This is a genomic window from Rhizobium sp. RM (assembly GCF_013390595.1).
Classification (GTDB): domain Bacteria; phylum Pseudomonadota; class Alphaproteobacteria; order Rhizobiales; family Rhizobiaceae; genus Agrobacterium.
In genome coordinates this window covers 181,077-198,040 of record NZ_JACAWV010000003.1, presented here as the reverse complement: position 1 = coordinate 198,040, position 16,964 = coordinate 181,077, and the positions used below count along the sequence as shown (strand labels likewise).

The window sequence follows — 16,964 nt, the reverse complement described above, 5'->3', positions numbered from 1 at the left end:
CCCTTAATTGACGCTCATGGCCGCAAGCCACTCATCGATCCAGGCCTTGCGATTTTTCGCCACCTCGGCGGAGTCCATCAGAAAGGTCTTTTCCGGCTGCACAAGTTTAGAAAAAGCTTCCGGCAACGGCTTCGAAGTAGCGGAAACTGGCATCATCCAGTTGTTTTCCGGAATGGCGTCCTGAAAACCCGGCGTCAGAGTGAAGGCAAGGAACTGTTTGGCAAGCTCCTTCTCCGGCGCGTTTTTCAGAAGGCCTGAAACCTCGATCTGGATATAATGCCCTTCAGAAAACGCTGCGGCCTGATAACGATCGGTGTTCTCCGAAACCATGTGATAGGCGGGCGACGTGGTGTAGGAGAGCACCATCGGCACTTCGCCCTTGGTAAAGAGGCCGTAGGATTCCGACCAGCCCGGCGTCACCGTCAAAACGCGGTTCTTCAGTTTTGCCCAGGCCTCCGGCGCCTTGTCGCCATAGACCGACTTGACCCAGAGCAGCAGACCGAGGCCCGGCGTCGAGGTGCGCGGGTCCTGGATCGCGATCTTTTGCGACGGATCGCCGTCAACCAGATCCTTCAGGCTTTTGGGCGGGTTCTTGATGGTCTGCGTATCATAGATAACGGCAAAATGGCCGTAGTCATATGGCACGAAAACATCGTCCTGGTAGCCGCCCGGTACTTTCGCCGCGGACACATCAATGTCGCTTGCCTCGAACAGACCGGTCTGTTTGGCCTCCGCCACGAGATTGGTGTCGAGGCCGACCACAACGTCAGCCTTCGAGCCAGCGCCTTCCAGTTTCAAACGGTTGAGCAGCGCCACACCATCAGCAACACCGACGAAATTGACCGTGCAGTTGCAGATTTTTTCGAAAGCCTCTTTCACCTTGGGGCCGGGACCCCATTCTGAAACGAAGCTCTCATAGGTGTAGACAGTCAGTGTCTTTTTCTCTTGCGCCGCGGCAACACCCGGCAGCAGCAGAGATACGGCAACAATGGAGTTCAGCAAGAAACGACGACGCACGCGCACCTCCTAAAAAACGAAAAGGGGATCAGGCGCTTGCGTGAAAGCTGTCTAATCCCTACGCCGGTATGAACCGGATCAGGTTCTTCGGGTTGGCGAACCTCTCAGCCTTGTCTCCAGAAAGAAGACAAGACACCCCGTTAGATCAAAGCAAGGATGTAAACCTGCCGCTGTCGCTTGGCAAGACGGCCTGTTATCAGGCCTGCTCCGTCATATGCACGAGTTCCCAGACATGGCCGTCAGGGTCCTGAAAGCTGCCGGCATACATGAAGCCATGATCCTGAACCGGCTTCCATCTGCTGCCACCCGAGGCGAGTGCCGCCGTAATCGTACGGTCGATCTCCTCACGGCTCCCTGCCGAAAGGCAGGTCAGCACCTCTGTACTGCTCACCGCATCACAAATATCGCCATTGATGAAATCCCGAAAACGCTCTTCCTGCAGAAGCATCACGAAGATGTTCTGCTCGACAATCATGCAAAGCGTACGATCGTCAGAATACTCCGGATTGAAGCTGAACCCGAGCGCCGTAAAAAACGCTCTCGATCTCTCGATATCCTTGACAGGCAGGTTGACGAAAATCATCCGCATGGTCCGAACTCCTCCATTGGACTGACAGGAAAAGCCAATTTGCTTCCTCTGTCAAAGTCAGAGCAGACGAAACCGTTCCCGGAGTTCCGCTTTTATCCTTCAAGCTCTTCGCGCAGCATCTCCAGTTCCAGCCACTCTTCTTCCATGGCTTCCAGCTTTTCGCGCAGCTTGGTCATTTCCTCCGCCAGCTTGTTGAAGGCGGCCGGGTCTTTGGTGAACAGGTTGGGATCGGCCATTCGCTCTTCGCGCCTGGCGATTTCGCCCTGCGCTTGCTCCATTTCCTTCGGCAGATTTTCCAGCGCGAACTTCTGTTTGAAAGAGAGCTTTGCCTTGCCCTTTGCAGGTTCCGCAGATGAAGAGGCAGACGATGTGCTCTTTGCCTTTTCCTGCTTTTCCGCTTTCCGTTTTTCCTCGGCAGCACCTTTTCGCTGCGCCATCATATCGGAATAGCCACCGGCATATTCGATCCAGCGGCCATCCGGCGCATCGGGATTTGCCGGTGCGATGGTGGAGGTGACGGTACGATCGAGAAAATCACGATCGTGGCTGACAAGAATGACCGTCCCGGAGAACCCGGCGACGATTTCCTGAAGAAGATCGAGCGTTTCGATATCGAGGTCGTTGGTCGGCTCGTCGAGGATCAACAGGTTGGTCGGACGCGCGAGAATGCGCGCCAGAATGAGGCGGGCGCGTTCACCACCCGAGAGGTTACGGATCGGCGTACGGGCCTGTTCCGGCTGAAACAGGAAATCCTTCATATAGCCCGTCACATGCTTCAGCTCACCGTTGACGATCAGGTTGTCACCGCGTCCGTCCGTCAGGTAATAAGCCAGAGTGTCTTCCGGGTTCAAATCCTCGCGCTTCTGATCGAGCGTCGCAATCTCCAGATTGGTGCCGAGCTTGACCGTTCCGCCATCAGGCGCAAGCTGCCCCGTCAACATCTTGAGGAGCGTCGTCTTGCCTGCGCCGTTCGGCCCGACTAGGCCGATACAGTCGCCACGATGCACACGTAGTGAAAACGGTGCGACGATGGTGCGTTCGCCATAGGACTTGGTGATGGCGTCCGCTTCGATCACCAGCTTGCCTGACTCACGCCCTTCGGTCACCGTTGCCTGAACTGAGCCCTGCGGCCCTTTGTGCCCGCGATAGGAAGCGCGCATGGCCTGCAATTCACCGACGCGACGCATGTTGCGCTTGCGCCGTGCTGTGACGCCATACCGCATCCAGTGCTCTTCGCGCTCGATGGCCTTGCCGAGCTTGTGCTGCTCCAGTTCTTCTTCTTCCAGAACCTTGTCGCGCCATTCCTCGAAATGCGCAAAACCGCGATTGAGGCGGCGAGACTGGCCACGATCCAGCCAGACAGTGGCGTTGGACACCTTCTCGAGAAAACGGCGGTCGTGCGAAATCAGTACCAGTGCACTTCGCGTCTGCTGCAGCTCGTCTTCCAGCCATTCAATCGTCGGCAGGTCCAGATGGTTGGTCGGCTCGTCCAGCATCAAAATATCCGGCTGAGGCGCCATGACACGCGCGAGCGCCGCACGACGCGCTTCACCGCCTGAAAGGTTTTGTGGATGCTCCTGTCCCGTCAGGCCGAGATGTTCGAGAATGTAGGTGACGCGATAAGGGTCGTCGCCCGGCCCGAGCCCCGACTCGGCATAAGCCTGAACCGTATCATAGCCGTCGAAATCAGGTGCCTGTTCCAGATAACGGATGGTGGCGGAGGGATGACGGAAAACCTCACCTGATTGCGCTTCGACCAGGCCGGCGGCAATTTTCATCAACGTCGATTTGCCCGAACCGTTGCGCCCGACAAGGCAGATACGATCACCCGGCTCCACCTGCAGGTTTGCACCGTCAAGCAACGGCGTCACGCCAAAGGTGAGTTTGATATCGTCGAGTTTAAGAATTGGGGGTGCCAAGGTGTCAGGCTCCGGTCAGATCATAGGGTCGGGCAAGCACGATAGCTTTTCCGCTTTTCAGCGAAAAATGCGCCGTGCCGCCATTTGCGACGTTGGAAATAGTGCGGGACGAGCCGAAAGCAAGCGCGAACTCCGTAAGCGGATAGCGCACATTGGCAATGTTCAGCCCCTCAAGTGTGGAAATACCGGCAACGGAAAACAAGGAACCGGCTGGCAGATCGAGATCGAGCGCGCCAGGAAGCAACGGATAGGCTTCCTCGTCACCGGATGTCAGAACGACATCGAAACCGCGCTCGGCAAGTGCGACGGCATACAGGAAATGCTGAAGCGCATGATCGCTCCTTGCCCCTCCGAAAGCGCCGACCAGCACAAGCGAACGAGCCCCACGGACAATCGCCTCTGAAACGGCAATCTCGCCATCGGTAACAGCTTTTGCCGCTGGATAAGGTTGCCGCTCAATGCCCGGCCATTCGTCGAGAAGACCCGGCTCGGCGGAATCGAAATCCCCGACCCAAAGTTCCGGCGACAGCTCAAGCGTTTTTGCATGGCGCATGCCACTGTCTGCAGCGATGACACGCGTCCCCGACACCACCGTTTTCAGGCGATCCGTGACGGTGACATTTCCGCCAAGCAGAATGGTGAAGCGTTCTGTTTCCATGCCTTGCCTTATCGCAGGTAGGAGCGAAATGGAAAGGCTGAAACCCGCAGAAAACCGCCGATATTGATTTTCCGCCTCGACAGGATTATGTAATCCGCCAGTGGTGATTTGCCGACCGGCTTGCAGCCACTTTAAAGAAGTCGCTAAAGGGTCGAGGAAAAAGGCAATTTCCTGGAGCCGGTTGCGATTTCGCTGCCGGTTTTTTTGTTTTCACGGCCTTTGGCGGCCTGAAAGTGAGAGTTCAACATGCCGATCAAGATTCCAGATACCCTGCCCGCTTTCGAAACCCTCGTGCATGAGGGCGTGCGGGTCATGACCGAAACGGCTGCTATCCGGCAGGATATTCGCCCGCTCCAGATCGGACTTTTGAATCTCATGCCGAACAAGATCAAAACCGAATTACAGATGGCTCGCCTCGTCGGCGCCTCACCGTTGCAGGTTGAGTTGTCGCTGGTGCGCATTGGCGGTCATCGCGCGAAAAATACGCCGGAAGAGCATCTGCTTTCCTTCTATGAGACGTGGGAAGAGGTTCGCCATAGAAAGTTCGATGGCTTCATCATCACGGGCGCTCCTGTCGAGACGCTCGCCTACGAAGACGTCACCTATTGGAACGAGATGCAGAAGATTTTCGAATGGACGCAAACCAACGTCCATTCGACACTCAATGTCTGCTGGGGCGCGATGGCAGCCATCTATCACTTCCATGGCGTGCCGAAGCATGAGTTGAAAGAAAAGGCTTTCGGCGTTTATCGTCACCGCAATCTCAGCCCGTCTTCCATCTATCTGAACGGGTTTTCCGACGACTTCCAGGTTCCGGTGTCACGCTGGACGGAGGTGCGTCGCGACGATATCGAAAAGCGCGCCGATCTGGAAATCCTGATGGAATCGGAAGAAATGGGCGTGTGCCTTGTGCATGAAAAGCAGGGTAACCGGCTCTACATGTTCAACCACGTCGAATATGATTCGACCTCGCTTTCGGACGAATATTTCCGCGATGTGAACGCCGGGGTTCCCATAAAGCTGCCGCATGACTACTTCCCCCACAACGATCCGGAACTGACCCCGCTCAATCGTTGGCGAAGCCACGCGCATCTGTTTTTTGGAAACTGGATCAACGAGATATACCAGACGACCCCCTACGATCTCGACGCTATCGGAGAGCTTGCGGCATAAAACGCGATTGCACATCGTCGCAAAATAACGCAACGTCCGCCGGTCATTACAAGCGGGGAGAGCAGGAATGGGCGATGTGCCGGCACGGGAAAATTTCGGTTTCACAGCAACCGGAGAAAAGGTCGAGCGTGTCACCATATCCAAGGGTGGACTGACCGCGAAGGTCATCACGTGGGGCGCAGTCATTCAGGATCTGCGCCTCGACGGCCACCAGCCGCCACTCGTTCTCGGCTTCGACAAGTTCGAGGACTACAAATACTCCTCTTATTTCGGCGCGACGCCCGGCCGCAATGCCAACCGTATCGGTGGCGGCAAGTTCTCGATCGACGGCCACGAGTACCAACTCGAGTTGAATGAAAAAGGCGTTACCCATCTTCACGGTGGCAGCGACGGCTTGGGCAAACGCAACTGGATGTTGATGGAGCACGGCGAAAGCCATGTTGTTCTGGAAATCATCGATCCGGACGGCCGCGCCGGTTATCCCGGTAACTGCACTGTCACGGCGACCTACACGATCCTCGACGGCGGCGTGCTTTCTGTCGTTTACGAAACAACCACCGACAAGGCGACCATCGCCAACATCTGCCAGCACTCCTATTTCAATCTGGACGGTGCTGACACGGCACTTGGCCACGAGATCGAAATTGCCGCGAACTATTATCTGCCGACCACCGAACAGCAGATTCCGACAGGTGAAATCCGCCCCGTCGATGACACGGTTTTCGACCTTCGTCACCCGGCACCGATGCGACGCAAGGACAATGGCGAGCAGGTTCTGTACGACCACAATTTCTGCCTTTCGCCCGAGCGCCGGGCCAAGCGCAAAGTAGCGCGCGTCTACGCACCGGCATCCGACATCGCGCTTGAAGTGCACACGACTGAGCCCGGTGTGCAATTCTATTCCGCCTTCAAACTCGACGTTCCGGTTCCGGGCCTCGACGGCCGGACCTATGGCCCCTTTGCCGGTTTCTGCCTTGAAACGCAGAACTGGCCGGACGCCCCCAACCACGCCGATTTTCCGCATGCTATCCTGCGCCCAGGCGAGACCTTGCGTCAGGAAACGGATTACATTTTCAAGAAGGGCTGACTGGCTTAGTCCAGCACACAGCCGACATAGGCGCCGGATGCGCGGGCGCGTCGTTCGATAACGCCCGCGAGCCGTTGCAGGCCACGCCCTGGCTTGCTGGCGACACGGTCGATGGGATTGGGCAATGAGACCGCGAGAAGCGCCGCCTGTCTCTGGGTCAGCTTCGAGGCCGGCACCTTGAAATGATGCTGGGCGGCCGCTTCGATGCCGTAGATACCTGGGCCCCATTCGGCAACATTGAGATAAATCTCCATCATCCGTTTTTTGGACCAGACGAAATCAGCAACCACGGCAAGCGGCAGTTCCAGCCCCTTGCGCAGGAAAGATCGTCCATTCCAGAGAAAGAGGTTCTTTGCCGTTTGCATCGGAATGGTGCTGGCACCACGCGTGGAAGCCCCCTCCAGCGCATCCGTCACCACAGATTGCATCTGGTTCCAGTCAACGCCGCCATGGAAACAGAACTGTCCGTCCTCGGACATCATCACCGACTGAACAAGACGTGGAGAAATGTCCTCAATTGGCACCCAGCGCCTGTCGTAGCCCTGCAAAGTCACAAGATCGGCAAGCATCAACGTTGAAACGGGCCGCATGAAAGGAAGCGCATAGACGGGAATCAGCAGGTAAGGCAGGATCAGCAATGCCAGCAAAAACATGACGAAACGCTTTGCCAACGTGCGAAAATCCACCTTCGGACTGCTCCGGTCTTCCGCCAGCACGGCGTAGTCTGCGTCGCTTTCAGGCGTGCTGCTCAATGTTTTCCCCACCCAGGCTTATAAAAACCTTTCATATTCCATTGCCATGTTCAAGGCGAGTCCGCTCAAATGGGTTCCCGCAAGGAATCACGAAAAGGTTTGCTTGCCGACGTACGGCATGCCAAAGAGCGCCACATGGACGCTGCAATGACGACTTTTGAAACGAAGCTGCGCGACAGCGCGGCAAAAACCGAAGCCCTGCTCGGACGCCTGCTGTCAAGCGACGTGGGCCCGGACGAAATCGCTCGCCCTCAAAACCTTCTCGACGCCATGCGCCATGGCGTGCTGAATGGCGGCAAACGGTTGCGGCCTTTTCTCGTCATGGAAAGTGCGGCGCTGTTAGGCGGCAACGACGAGGCAGCCCACTATGTCGGCGCAGCACTCGAATGCCTTCATTGCTATTCTCTGGTTCATGACGATCTGCCGGCCATGGACAATGACGATCTGCGTCGCGGTCAACCGACAGTTCATCGCAAATTTGATGAAGCCACCGCTATTCTCGCCGGAGACAGTCTTTTGACACTGGCGTTTGACATCATCGCCTCGGACAACAATCCGCTGCAGGCAGATCGCAAGGCTGCACTTGTGCTGTCACTGGCGCGCGCTGCCGGAATAGGTGGCATGGCAGGCGGGCAGGCACTGGATCTTGCCGCTGAAAAGAAAGCGCCTGATGAGGCGGGCATCGTCACGCTTCAAGCGATGAAAACCGGTGCGCTTATCCGCTTTGCGTGTGAGGCTGGCGCCATTATCGCCGGGAGCAGCGCGTCTGAGCGGCAAAGAATGCGTCTTTTCGGTGAGAAGATTGGTCTTGCCTTCCAGCTTGCTGACGACCTTCTGGATCTGACGGCCGATGCTGCGACCATGGGCAAGGCGACCGGTAAAGATGCGGCACGTGGCAAGGGCACGCTTGTTGCCTTGCGCGGCGAAAACTGGGCAGGTCAAAAGCTACGTGAGCAGGTAAACGAGGCGGCAGAGCTTCTCTCGCCGTATGGTACCAAGGCCGATATCCTCGTTGCGGCAGCGCGGTTCATCGCCGAACGCAAGAGCTGAGCCGGAAACTCCGGCCCAGCGTTTTTATCGATGTCTCAGCCCTTTAGCGGCGAAATCAGAACTTCAACGCGGCGGTTCTGCGCGCGGCCATCCGGTGTCGCATTGGATGCGATCGGCTGCGACGGACCGAAGCCCAGCGTCGAGATACGGCGCTGGTCAACACCACGCGCACCCAGATAATTCGCAACAGACGCCGCACGGCGTTCAGAAAGCGCCTGGTTATGCTGCAGGCTGCCGGTGGAATCCGTGTGACCGTTGATGTCGATGAGGGTGCGGTTGAATTTGTTCAACACGATACCAACCGAATCGAGCGTCGCGTAGAATGGCGGAATGACCTGGTCCTGGTCGGTTGCGAAGGTGATGTTCGACGGCATGTTCAGAACGATGTTGTCGCCGCGACGGGTGACAGACACGCCGGTACCCTGCAACTGTGCACGCAGTTCCGATTCCTGCGTATCCATGTAGTTGCCGATCGCACCGCCAGCCAGCGCGCCGATACCCGCACCGATGAGTGCGGCGTTGCGGCGACCGACCGGCGAGCCGCCAACGGCAAGACCACCGAGCGCACCGACGACGGCACCGATACCCGCACCGCCGGCCGTGTTGGACATCTTCTGCTCGCCCGTATAGGGGTCAGTGGTCGTGCAGGCGGAGAGATAGGTCCCGCAAAGGGCAACAATCGCGATTTTTTTTATCATGTGTTTTGATGCTCCGAGAGGTTCAGGAGGTATGACAGAGGGATTCCGGCCTTTTCACGGTACTCTTTACTCCGCCGCGTCTTTCCGGCCAAAACGCTTTTCGATGTAGTCGATCACAAGCGCTTCAAAATCGGCGGCAATGTTAGGGCCGCGCAGGGTGAGCGCTTTCTGTCCATCGATGAAGACCGGAGCCGACGGCGTTTCACCGGTTCCGGGCAACGAAATGCCGATGTCGGCATGTTTGCTCTCACCCGGGCCATTGACGATGCAGCCCATGACCGCAACGTTGAGCGCTTCAACACCGGGGTATTTTTCACGCCAGATCGGCATGTTCTTGCGGATATCGTTCTGGATATTCTGCGCCAGTTCCTGAAACACCGTGGACGTGGTGCGGCCGCAACCGGGACATGCCGCAACAACAGGAATAAACTGACGGAAGCCCATGACCTGCAACAGTTCCTGAGCAACCTGAACTTCGCGGGTGCGGTCACCATTGGGTTCCGGTGTCAGCGACACGCGGATCGTATCGCCGATACCGTGCTGCAGTACGTAACCCATAGCGGCGGACGAGGCGACGATACCCTTGGAGCCCATACCTGCTTCGGTCAGGCCAAGATGCAGTGCGTGATCGGAGCGTTCCGACAACATCGAATAAACCGCGATGAGGTCCTGTACCTGGCTGACCTTGGCCGAAAGAATGATACGATTGCGCGGCAGCCCGATGTCTTCAGCCAACTCGGCGGAAATCAACGCAGACTGAACAATCGCCTCGCGAGTCACCTGGCGAGCGGAGAGCGGAAACCCCTCTTCCTTGTTCTTGTCCATCAGGGCAGTCAGCAGTTCCTGATCAAGCGAACCCCAGTTCACGCCGATACGTACGGGTTTATCGTAACGGATCGCCATCTCGACGATCTCGCCGAACTGCTTGTCTTTCTTGTCCTTGAAGCCGACATTGCCGGGGTTGATGCGGTACTTCGCCAACGCCTCCGCACAGGCAGGATGGTCGGCTAGAAGTTTGTGACCGATATAATGGAAGTCGCCGACAAGCGGTACGTCCATGCCAAGACGCAACAGGCGGTCGCGGATTTTCGGCACTGCTGCAGCACTTTCGTCGCGATCGACGGTGATGCGGACGATTTCCGAACCGGCCCGGAACAACGCCGCCACCTGCTGCACGGTGGCGTCAATGTCAGCAGTATCGGTGTTGGTCATCGATTGGACGACGACAGGCGCGCCGCCGCCGACGATAACACCACCCACATCGACAGCGACAGATGCGCGGCGGGGCTTCGGGTCGAAATCGGCGTGTGACGTCATTTTGGTCTCTGGGCTTGCGGCAAAATATGGCTATTGAGGTGAAACAAGGGGGAGGCCTTGTCAACACCCAACGCACGTGAGCTTCTACTTTACCGCAATCGTGGCAAAATTCGAGACGACTATTCCCGTCCAGCGCCGTCGGCATGCCGTGCAAGCTTCGAAAGCAGCAAGACGACAACATGCAGCAGCGGTAGACCTAAGAAGACAACAGCAAGACCGGTGTGCTCGGCAATGAACCCGATGGCCGAGGGCGCTACGAGAATCCCCGAATACCCCATGGTCGTGACGACAGACAATCCGATCCCAGGCGCCAGGCCAGGCATGTTACCGGCGGCAGAAAAGGCAATCGGCACCATGTTGGAAATGCCGATCCCGGCCACGGCAAAACCGATGATTGCCAGGGTCGAATTTTCTGCAAGACCGGCGGTCAACAAACCGATGATCGAAATCGTCGAGCAGAAACGCAAGGTGTTGACAGCACCGAAGCGGTCCCTGACCAGATCGCCAGCAAAACGCATGACAGCCATGGTCAATGAAAACGCAGCGAAGGCAAAACCGGACTGCGAAACGGACGCACCCAACTCGTTGCGCAGATAAAGGGCGCCCCAGTCAAGGATTGCACCTTCCGGCACCATCGAAAACAAAGCCATGAGACCGATGATCCAGGGCAGCGGTGTCAGCGGCAAGCCGCCCTTCGGCCGCTCTTCCTCCGGATGTGGACGATCGGCGAGAATGCGAGGCCAGGCAATGACGAGGAGGACCAGTGCGACCAGCGTCAGCGCAACCGCATGGCCGTGCACGCCGATGGCCGTGATCAGAAAGCCGCCGAAGCCCGCACCGATCAGACCGCCGAGACTCCAGAATGCGTGACAGGAGGACATGATGGCCCTGCGCATGTCTCGTTCCACGGCGACCGCATTGGCATTCATGGCAACGTCCATTGCCCCCGTCAGACCACCGAACAGGAAAACGGCAATGACTCCGGCCCAGATCGTGTTGGCCCAGGTGATGAACAGCAGCGTCGGAAGAAAAAGCACCGCCGAAACGAGAGAAACGGTGCGCGATCCGAAACGCGCGATCTGTGAACCGGCAATCGGCATGAACAGCAGTGAACCGACGCCAAACACCAGAATGACCAGACCCAGCGCACTTTCGCTCAGCGAGAGGCGGGTTGAAAATTCGGGAATTTTCGGTGCCCATGACCCCATCATGAAGCCATTCATCAGGAACAACAGCGAAACGCCGAGCCGGTGTCGCGTGAAGTACGAAGAGCGCGCCGGTGTGGGTGCGAAACTCGCAGGACCGTTCATCTAAAAATCCTTCAAACGTGAGCGCGGGCGGGTTAAGCCGCGTGGGTATCGGCAAAACGGATATTCACGCCGTGCGCCGCAAGCACATCGGCGGTCGTCTGTTCAATGCCGCGCTCCAGCGCGAGACAAAGAGAAGGCGACAGATCATGCACATGAAAAGCTGCCTTGTGGCCAAGCTTTTCCGTCGTGATGGCAGCAACAACCTGCTCACTGGCACTGCAGGCGAGCCGCTTGAACACGGCATCCTCAAAGACATCGGCGGATAATCCCGAGCTGAGCGTGATGCCGCAAACACCGAGGACGCAGAGATCGGGCCGCATCAATTCGAGCTGCCGCAACGCCATGGCGTCAATAGCGGCGCCAACCAGCGGATCGACCTTGCCACCGATCAATACCAGTTCAATGCCGGCTCGCCCCGTCAGTTCCGCAGCAATGGCCGGCGTGTTCGTGACAACAGTCAGCTTCAAATCGGCGGGGATTGCCCGTGCAATGGCAAGATTGGTCGAACCGGCATCGATAAAGACAACCAGGCCTGGCTCAAGAAGCGGCAAGACCGCGGCAGCAAGACGCCCTTTGCGATCCGCATCTTCGGCCATGCGTGTTTTCAGCGGCACCGTCGTGCTTTCGGCAAGCAAGGCACCGCCGTAAACACGCTGGCATTCACCTCTGCCCGCCATATCACGCAAATCACGCCGTATCGTGTCTTCGGACACACCGAAACTCTCCGCGAGATTCTGCGCCAACACACGACCGCTTTGCCGTAATTGAGAGAGAATGAGCGCCTGTCGCTCACTGACAAAATGTTCGTTCATTTTACTTCACGGGTAAACATGTAGAAACGTGCACAAACATGCATATTTGAGTTTTCTCAGAAGCGCAACAGCAAAACGCCCGCCAAAGGGCGGGCGCAATGCGTCGTCAGATGCAATGTCGCGATGACGGCATTAGGTTGCGTAGGTCACAAGCAGATCCTTTGCGTCGATCTGATCACCCTGGCGGACGAGGACTTCAGAAATGGTACCCTCGCGCTCAGCGTGCAGCGCCGTCTCCATCTTCATGGCTTCGATGGAAAGCAGCACGTCTCCAGGCTTTACGGCCTGCCCCGGATTGACGAAAACGCGGCTGATGACACCCGGCATCGGTGCGCCGATCTGGGCAGCGTTGCCGGGATCAGCCTTACGGCGTACGGCCGAACCTGTCGCTCCATGCGCCCGGTCTGGCACCTTGATGCGACGCGGCTGACCATTGATCTCGAAGAACACCGTCACCATGCCCTTGTCATCAGTGCCGGATGACGCCTGATTGACGATCACCAGCGTCTTGCCGCGCTCGATATCGGCAAACAGCTCTTCACCGTCTTCCATGCCGTAGAAGTAGGCATGAGTCGGCAGCACAGAGACCGGGCCATAGGTTTCTGCCGTCAGGGCAAAATCGGTGAACACCTTCGGATACATCAGGTAAGAGGCAAACTCGAAGTCGTTGACCGAACGCTCGAGCTTTGTCTCGATCGTCTTGCGTTCGGCATCCAGATCGGCGTCGGCAAGAAGCGAACCGGGACGCACAGTATAGGGTGCATCTCCCTTCAACGCCTTCTTCTGCAGCGCTTCCGGCCAGCCGCCCGGCGATTGGCCAAGATCACCCTTGAGCATGGACACCACGGATTCGGGGAAGGAGACTTCCTTGTCCGGATTTTCGACGTCGGAAACCGTCAGATCCTGGCTGACCATCATCAGCGCCATGTCGCCGACAACCTTGGAGGATGGCGTGACCTTGACGATATCGCCGAACATCTGGTTGGCATCGGCATAGGCCTGCGCCACCTCGTGCCAGCGGCTTTCGAGGCCAAGCGAACGCGCCTGCTCCTTGAGGTTGGTGAACTGACCACCCGGCATTTCATGCAGATAAACTTCGGATGCCGGTCCCTTGAGGTCGCTTTCAAACGCTGCGTACTGGTTGCGGACCGCCTCCCAATAGAAGGAGATACGACGAATCCATTCCGCATCGAGACCCGTATCGCGTTCGGTGCCGGCAAGTGCCTCGACGATGGACCCGAGGCACGGCTGCGACGTGTTGCCGGAGAACGCGTCCATAGCGGCGTCGACGGCGTCCACGCCCGCGTCCACAGCCGCAAGAACGGTCGCGGCGGAAATACCGGACGTGTCGTGCGTGTGGAAGTGGATCGGCAGGCTGGTCGCCTCACGCAAGGCCTTGAACAGAACCTTGGCAGCTGCAGGCTTCAGAAGACCTGCCATGTCCTTGACGGCGATGATATGCGCACCGGCCTTTTCCAGTTCGGCCGCAAGCCCCGTATAATATTTGAGGTCGTATTTTGGACGCGCGGAATTGAGGAGGTCGCCGGTGTAGCAGATCGCCGCTTCGCAGAGCTTGTTCTCTTCGGCAATCGCATCCATCGAGACGCGCATGTTCTCGACCCAGTTCAGGCAGTCGAACACACGGAAGAGATCGATGCCACCTTTGGCCGCCTGACGAACGAAGTACTTCACCACGTTGTCGGGGTAGTTCTTGTAACCCACGCCATTGGCGCCGCGCAGAAGCATCTGCAGCAGAAGGTTTGGCGCACCCTCACGGATGAGGGCCAGACGCTCCCATGGATCTTCCGTCAGGAAGCGCATGGAAACGTCGAAGGTCGCACCACCCCAGCACTCAAGCGATAGGAGCTGCGGCAACGCTTTGGCGTAGGCGCTCGCCACACCGGCAATGTCGTGGGTCCGCACACGCGTCGCAAGCAGCGACTGGTGTCCGTCACGCATGGTCGTATCAGTAACGAGAACGCGCTTTTCATTGCGCATCCACTCCGAAAAGCCCTTGGGGCCAAGCTTGTCGAGAACCTGCTTCGTGCCATCCGGCGTCGGGGCATCGATATAGGGCACGATCGGCTTGGCTGCCTTGTCCGATGGCTTTGCGCGACCCTTGGTTTCAGGATGACCGTTGACCGTGACATCGGCCAGATAGGTCAAAAGCTTCGTTGCACGGTCCTGGCGCTTGACCTGCGCGAACAGCTCCGGCGTGGAGTCGATGAAACGCGTCGTATAGGTATTGTCACGGAATTTCGTGTGGCCGATGATGGCTTCCAGGAAGGTGAGGTTTGTCGCAACACCTCTGATACGGAATTCGCGCAGGGCGCGATCCATGCGGCTGATTGCCTCTTCAGGTCCCGGCGCCCAGGCGGTCACCTTGACCAGCAGCGGATCGTAGTAACGTGTAATCACCGCGCCCGTATACGAGGTACCGCCGTCAAGACGGATACCGAAGCCGGAAGCCGAACGATAAGCAGTGATACGGCCATAATCAGGAATGAAGTTATGTTCGGGGTCTTCAGTCGTAATACGGCACTGGAGCGCATGACCGTTGAGGCGAATGTTTTCCTGCTTCGGAACACCCGATTCTGCCGCGCCGATGGCGGCACCTTCGAGAATATGGATCTGCGCCTTGACGATATCGATACCGGTCACGACCTCGGTGACGGTATGCTCGACCTGAATGCGCGGATTGACCTCGATGAAGTAGAACTTGTTCGTGTCCGCATCCATCAGATATTCGACAGTGCCGGCACCGATGTAGTTTGTCGCAGCGGCGATCTTCAACGAGTAATTGGCAAGTTCCTGTCGCTGTGTTTCGCTGAGGTAAGGTGCCGGAGCACGCTCCACAACCTTCTGGTTGCGTCGCTGGATCGAACAATCGCGCTCAAACAGATGAACGACATTGCCATGTGTATCGCCGAGAATCTGGCTTTCGACGTGGCGCGCGCGCTCGACCAGCTTTTCGAGATAAACCTCGTCCTTGCCGAACGCCGCCTTGGCCTCACGTTTGGCTTCCGTCACTTCACGTGCAAGGTCCTCTTTCTTGCGAATGACGCGCATGCCGCGACCGCCACCGCCCCAGGACGCCTTCAACATCACCGGGTAGCCGATCTCCTCAGCCATTCGCTCCACTTCGGCGATATCGTCGGGCAATGGATCGGTGGCCGGTACAACGGGGACGTTGACCGAAATGGCGAGATTGCGCGCAGCAACCTTGTTGCCGAGCTGACGCATCGTGTCGGCCGTCGGTCCAATGAATATGATTCCTGCCTTGTTGCAGGCCTCCACGAATTCAGGGCTCTCCGACAGAAGGCCGTAACCGGGATGGATCGCATCCGCACCGGACAACTTCGCGACCCGGATGATCTCCTCGATCGAAAGGTAGCTTTCGATTGGTCCCATGTCTTTCGTCAGGTGCGGCCCCCTACCGACCTGATAACTCTCATCCGCCTTGAAACGATGGAGAGACAGCTTGTCCTCCTCGGCCCAAATCGCGACCGTTTTTATTCCAAGCTCATTCGCTGCCCGGAAAACACGGATCGCTATTTCAGAGCGGTTGGCGACAAGTAGTTTCGAAATTTTCAAGACTGTCTCCCCAGAAACAAAAGAAGTTTTCTGCTGCACCGCGAAATTAAGCAGCAAAAAACGATCTTGGAAAGACCATTTCCGACCGGAAGCGATCGCTCCGGCCCTCTGGGGGCATAGAATTTTTAAATCGATTGAAAAACTTCGGCCAACTTCACGGTGCCAAAGGCGTGACGTTAGAGATCAGGGCTAACTGAGCAGTCCACGCCGAAATGCAAGCGCAACGGTATGCTGGCGATTCTTCGCGTTAAAGCGGCGCTGAATCCCGTTGATGTACCAGTCCACAGTATGACTTGAGATCGAAAGCTGCCGTCCGATTTCCGTCGACGTCATGCCCTCAGCCATGAGTCTCAGCACCTCCATCTCTCTTTTGGTGAGTTCGGGGGAAGACATTTCAGGAAGATTGAGAATGGCGTTGGCCTGTCCGGAAAGATCAAGCAGACGCCAGAATACGGCACGCATGGCGGAATCGAACAATTCGATATCCGCCGCCTTCAATTGCCGGTCCTCGCCGCCAATGAAAACCGCGCCGATGAAACCCGCACGTCCGTGCACCGGAAACGCGTAACCGCCCTGCAGGCCATAACGGCTGGCGTCGTGGAAAAAGCTGACAGCACGTTTGCGATGCATGGCGCGTGGCAGTTCACCAAGCGCATCTTTCCAATGAAATGGCTTGTGCACCAGCCCAATAAGTTTCTTCACCGGATCGACCAGGCTGTACTTCTTGGCGCGATAAACGTCCATCCAGCCGTCGGGGAGGTTTTGAGCGAGGACATATCCACCTGAGGTCAGGTCGCCGGCCATGCGTCTGCTGACAAGGAAATAGTCGAAACCATACTCCTGCAGAAGAGCGGCAAACTCAGACTGGACATCATCCACGTTCGCGATCTGATGACATTTGGCAATGAAATGAACGATATTATGCATAAGGACGCATGCCCGAAGCTGGCAGTGTTGACGGATGATTGTTGGACATGGTCCCGCGATG

Annotated in this window: 14 protein-coding genes and 2 riboswitches; of the genes, 3 read left to right on the top strand and 11 right to left on the bottom strand. The window is 57.3% G+C overall.

The features are described 5' to 3' along the window. Window positions 1-3 precede the first annotated feature (3 nt). The 4 genes from thiB to HWX89_RS03060 all read right to left on the bottom strand — a co-directional run bounded on the left by thiB (window position 4) and on the right by HWX89_RS03060 (window position 4,183). Window positions 4-1,017 carry a thiamine ABC transporter substrate binding subunit gene (gene thiB / locus HWX89_RS03075; protein ID WP_138795236.1) on the bottom strand — a complete coding sequence of 338 codons (1,014 nt, stop codon included), beginning with the start codon at window positions 1,015-1,017 and terminating at the stop codon, window positions 4-6. A gap of 38 nt (window positions 1,018-1,055) precedes the next feature. Further along, window positions 1,056-1,167, bottom strand: a riboswitch (TPP riboswitch). 46 nt (window positions 1,168-1,213) lie between these two features. Continuing rightward, a complete protein-coding gene (locus HWX89_RS03070; protein ID WP_138795235.1) occupies window positions 1,214-1,606 on the bottom strand; it encodes a VOC family protein in 393 nt (130 codons plus the stop codon). Window positions 1,607-1,698: 92 nt separating this feature from the next. Continuing rightward, window positions 1,699-3,525: an ABC-F family ATP-binding cassette domain-containing protein gene (locus tag HWX89_RS03065; RefSeq protein WP_138795234.1), complete on the bottom strand. Its 1,827-nt coding sequence runs from the start codon at window positions 3,523-3,525 to the stop codon at window positions 1,699-1,701. Between the two features lie 4 nt (window positions 3,526-3,529). Next, window positions 3,530-4,183 (bottom strand): thiamine diphosphokinase, encoded by a 654-nt coding sequence (locus HWX89_RS03060; protein ID WP_138795233.1) that lies wholly within the window; start codon window positions 4,181-4,183, stop codon window positions 3,530-3,532. Window positions 4,184-4,273: 90 nt separating this feature from the next. Then, window positions 4,274-4,350, top strand: a riboswitch (SAM riboswitch). Between the two features lie 79 nt (window positions 4,351-4,429). Here HWX89_RS03060 and metA point away from each other — a divergent pair. Continuing rightward, on the top strand, window positions 4,430-5,356 hold the full coding sequence (gene metA / locus HWX89_RS03055) for a homoserine O-acetyltransferase MetA (RefSeq protein ID WP_138795232.1): 927 nt from the start codon (window positions 4,430-4,432) through the stop codon (window positions 5,354-5,356). A 67-nt stretch (window positions 5,357-5,423) separates the two neighbouring features. Beyond that, complete coding sequence (locus tag HWX89_RS03050; protein WP_138795231.1) at window positions 5,424-6,443, top strand: aldose epimerase family protein; 1,020 nt, start codon at window positions 5,424-5,426, stop codon at window positions 6,441-6,443. A 5-nt stretch (window positions 6,444-6,448) separates the two neighbouring features. Here HWX89_RS03050 and mtgA read toward each other — a convergent pair whose 3' ends face one another. Next, the gene (gene mtgA, locus HWX89_RS03045) at window positions 6,449-7,159 is read right to left on the bottom strand and encodes a monofunctional biosynthetic peptidoglycan transglycosylase (RefSeq protein ID WP_178340615.1); all 711 of its coding nucleotides are present in this window, start codon (window positions 7,157-7,159) and stop codon (window positions 6,449-6,451) included. Between the two features lie 171 nt (window positions 7,160-7,330). Here mtgA and HWX89_RS03040 point away from each other — a divergent pair, with 171 nt between their 5' ends. Continuing rightward, window positions 7,331-8,245: a polyprenyl synthetase family protein gene (locus tag HWX89_RS03040; protein WP_138795229.1), complete on the top strand. Its 915-nt coding sequence runs from the start codon at window positions 7,331-7,333 to the stop codon at window positions 8,243-8,245. A gap of 35 nt (window positions 8,246-8,280) precedes the next feature. Here the strand turns inward: HWX89_RS03040 and HWX89_RS03035 are convergent, their stop codons facing one another. From HWX89_RS03035 to HWX89_RS03010, 6 genes are all read right to left on the bottom strand, one after another. After that, window positions 8,281-8,943 (bottom strand): YiaD family glycine zipper/OmpA-like lipoprotein, encoded by a 663-nt coding sequence (locus tag HWX89_RS03035; protein WP_138795228.1) that lies wholly within the window; start codon window positions 8,941-8,943, stop codon window positions 8,281-8,283. A gap of 66 nt (window positions 8,944-9,009) precedes the next feature. Then, the gene (gene ispG / locus HWX89_RS03030; RefSeq protein ID WP_138795227.1) at window positions 9,010-10,260 is read right to left on the bottom strand and encodes a flavodoxin-dependent (E)-4-hydroxy-3-methylbut-2-enyl-diphosphate synthase; all 1,251 of its coding nucleotides are present in this window, start codon (window positions 10,258-10,260) and stop codon (window positions 9,010-9,012) included. Between the two features lie 119 nt (window positions 10,261-10,379). After that, the gene (locus tag HWX89_RS03025) at window positions 10,380-11,570 is read right to left on the bottom strand and encodes an MFS transporter (RefSeq protein WP_138795226.1); all 1,191 of its coding nucleotides are present in this window, start codon (window positions 11,568-11,570) and stop codon (window positions 10,380-10,382) included. A gap of 32 nt (window positions 11,571-11,602) precedes the next feature. Further along, on the bottom strand, window positions 11,603-12,382 hold the full coding sequence (locus HWX89_RS03020; RefSeq protein WP_138795225.1) for a DeoR/GlpR family DNA-binding transcription regulator: 780 nt from the start codon (window positions 12,380-12,382) through the stop codon (window positions 11,603-11,605). A gap of 132 nt (window positions 12,383-12,514) precedes the next feature. After that, the gene (gene pyc, locus HWX89_RS03015; protein ID WP_138795224.1) at window positions 12,515-15,976 is read right to left on the bottom strand and encodes a pyruvate carboxylase; all 3,462 of its coding nucleotides are present in this window, start codon (window positions 15,974-15,976) and stop codon (window positions 12,515-12,517) included. 189 nt (window positions 15,977-16,165) lie between these two features. Further along, entirely contained in the window at window positions 16,166-16,903 is a 738-nt protein-coding gene (locus HWX89_RS03010; RefSeq protein ID WP_138795223.1) for a helix-turn-helix transcriptional regulator, read from the bottom strand. Window positions 16,904-16,964 lie beyond the last annotated feature (61 nt).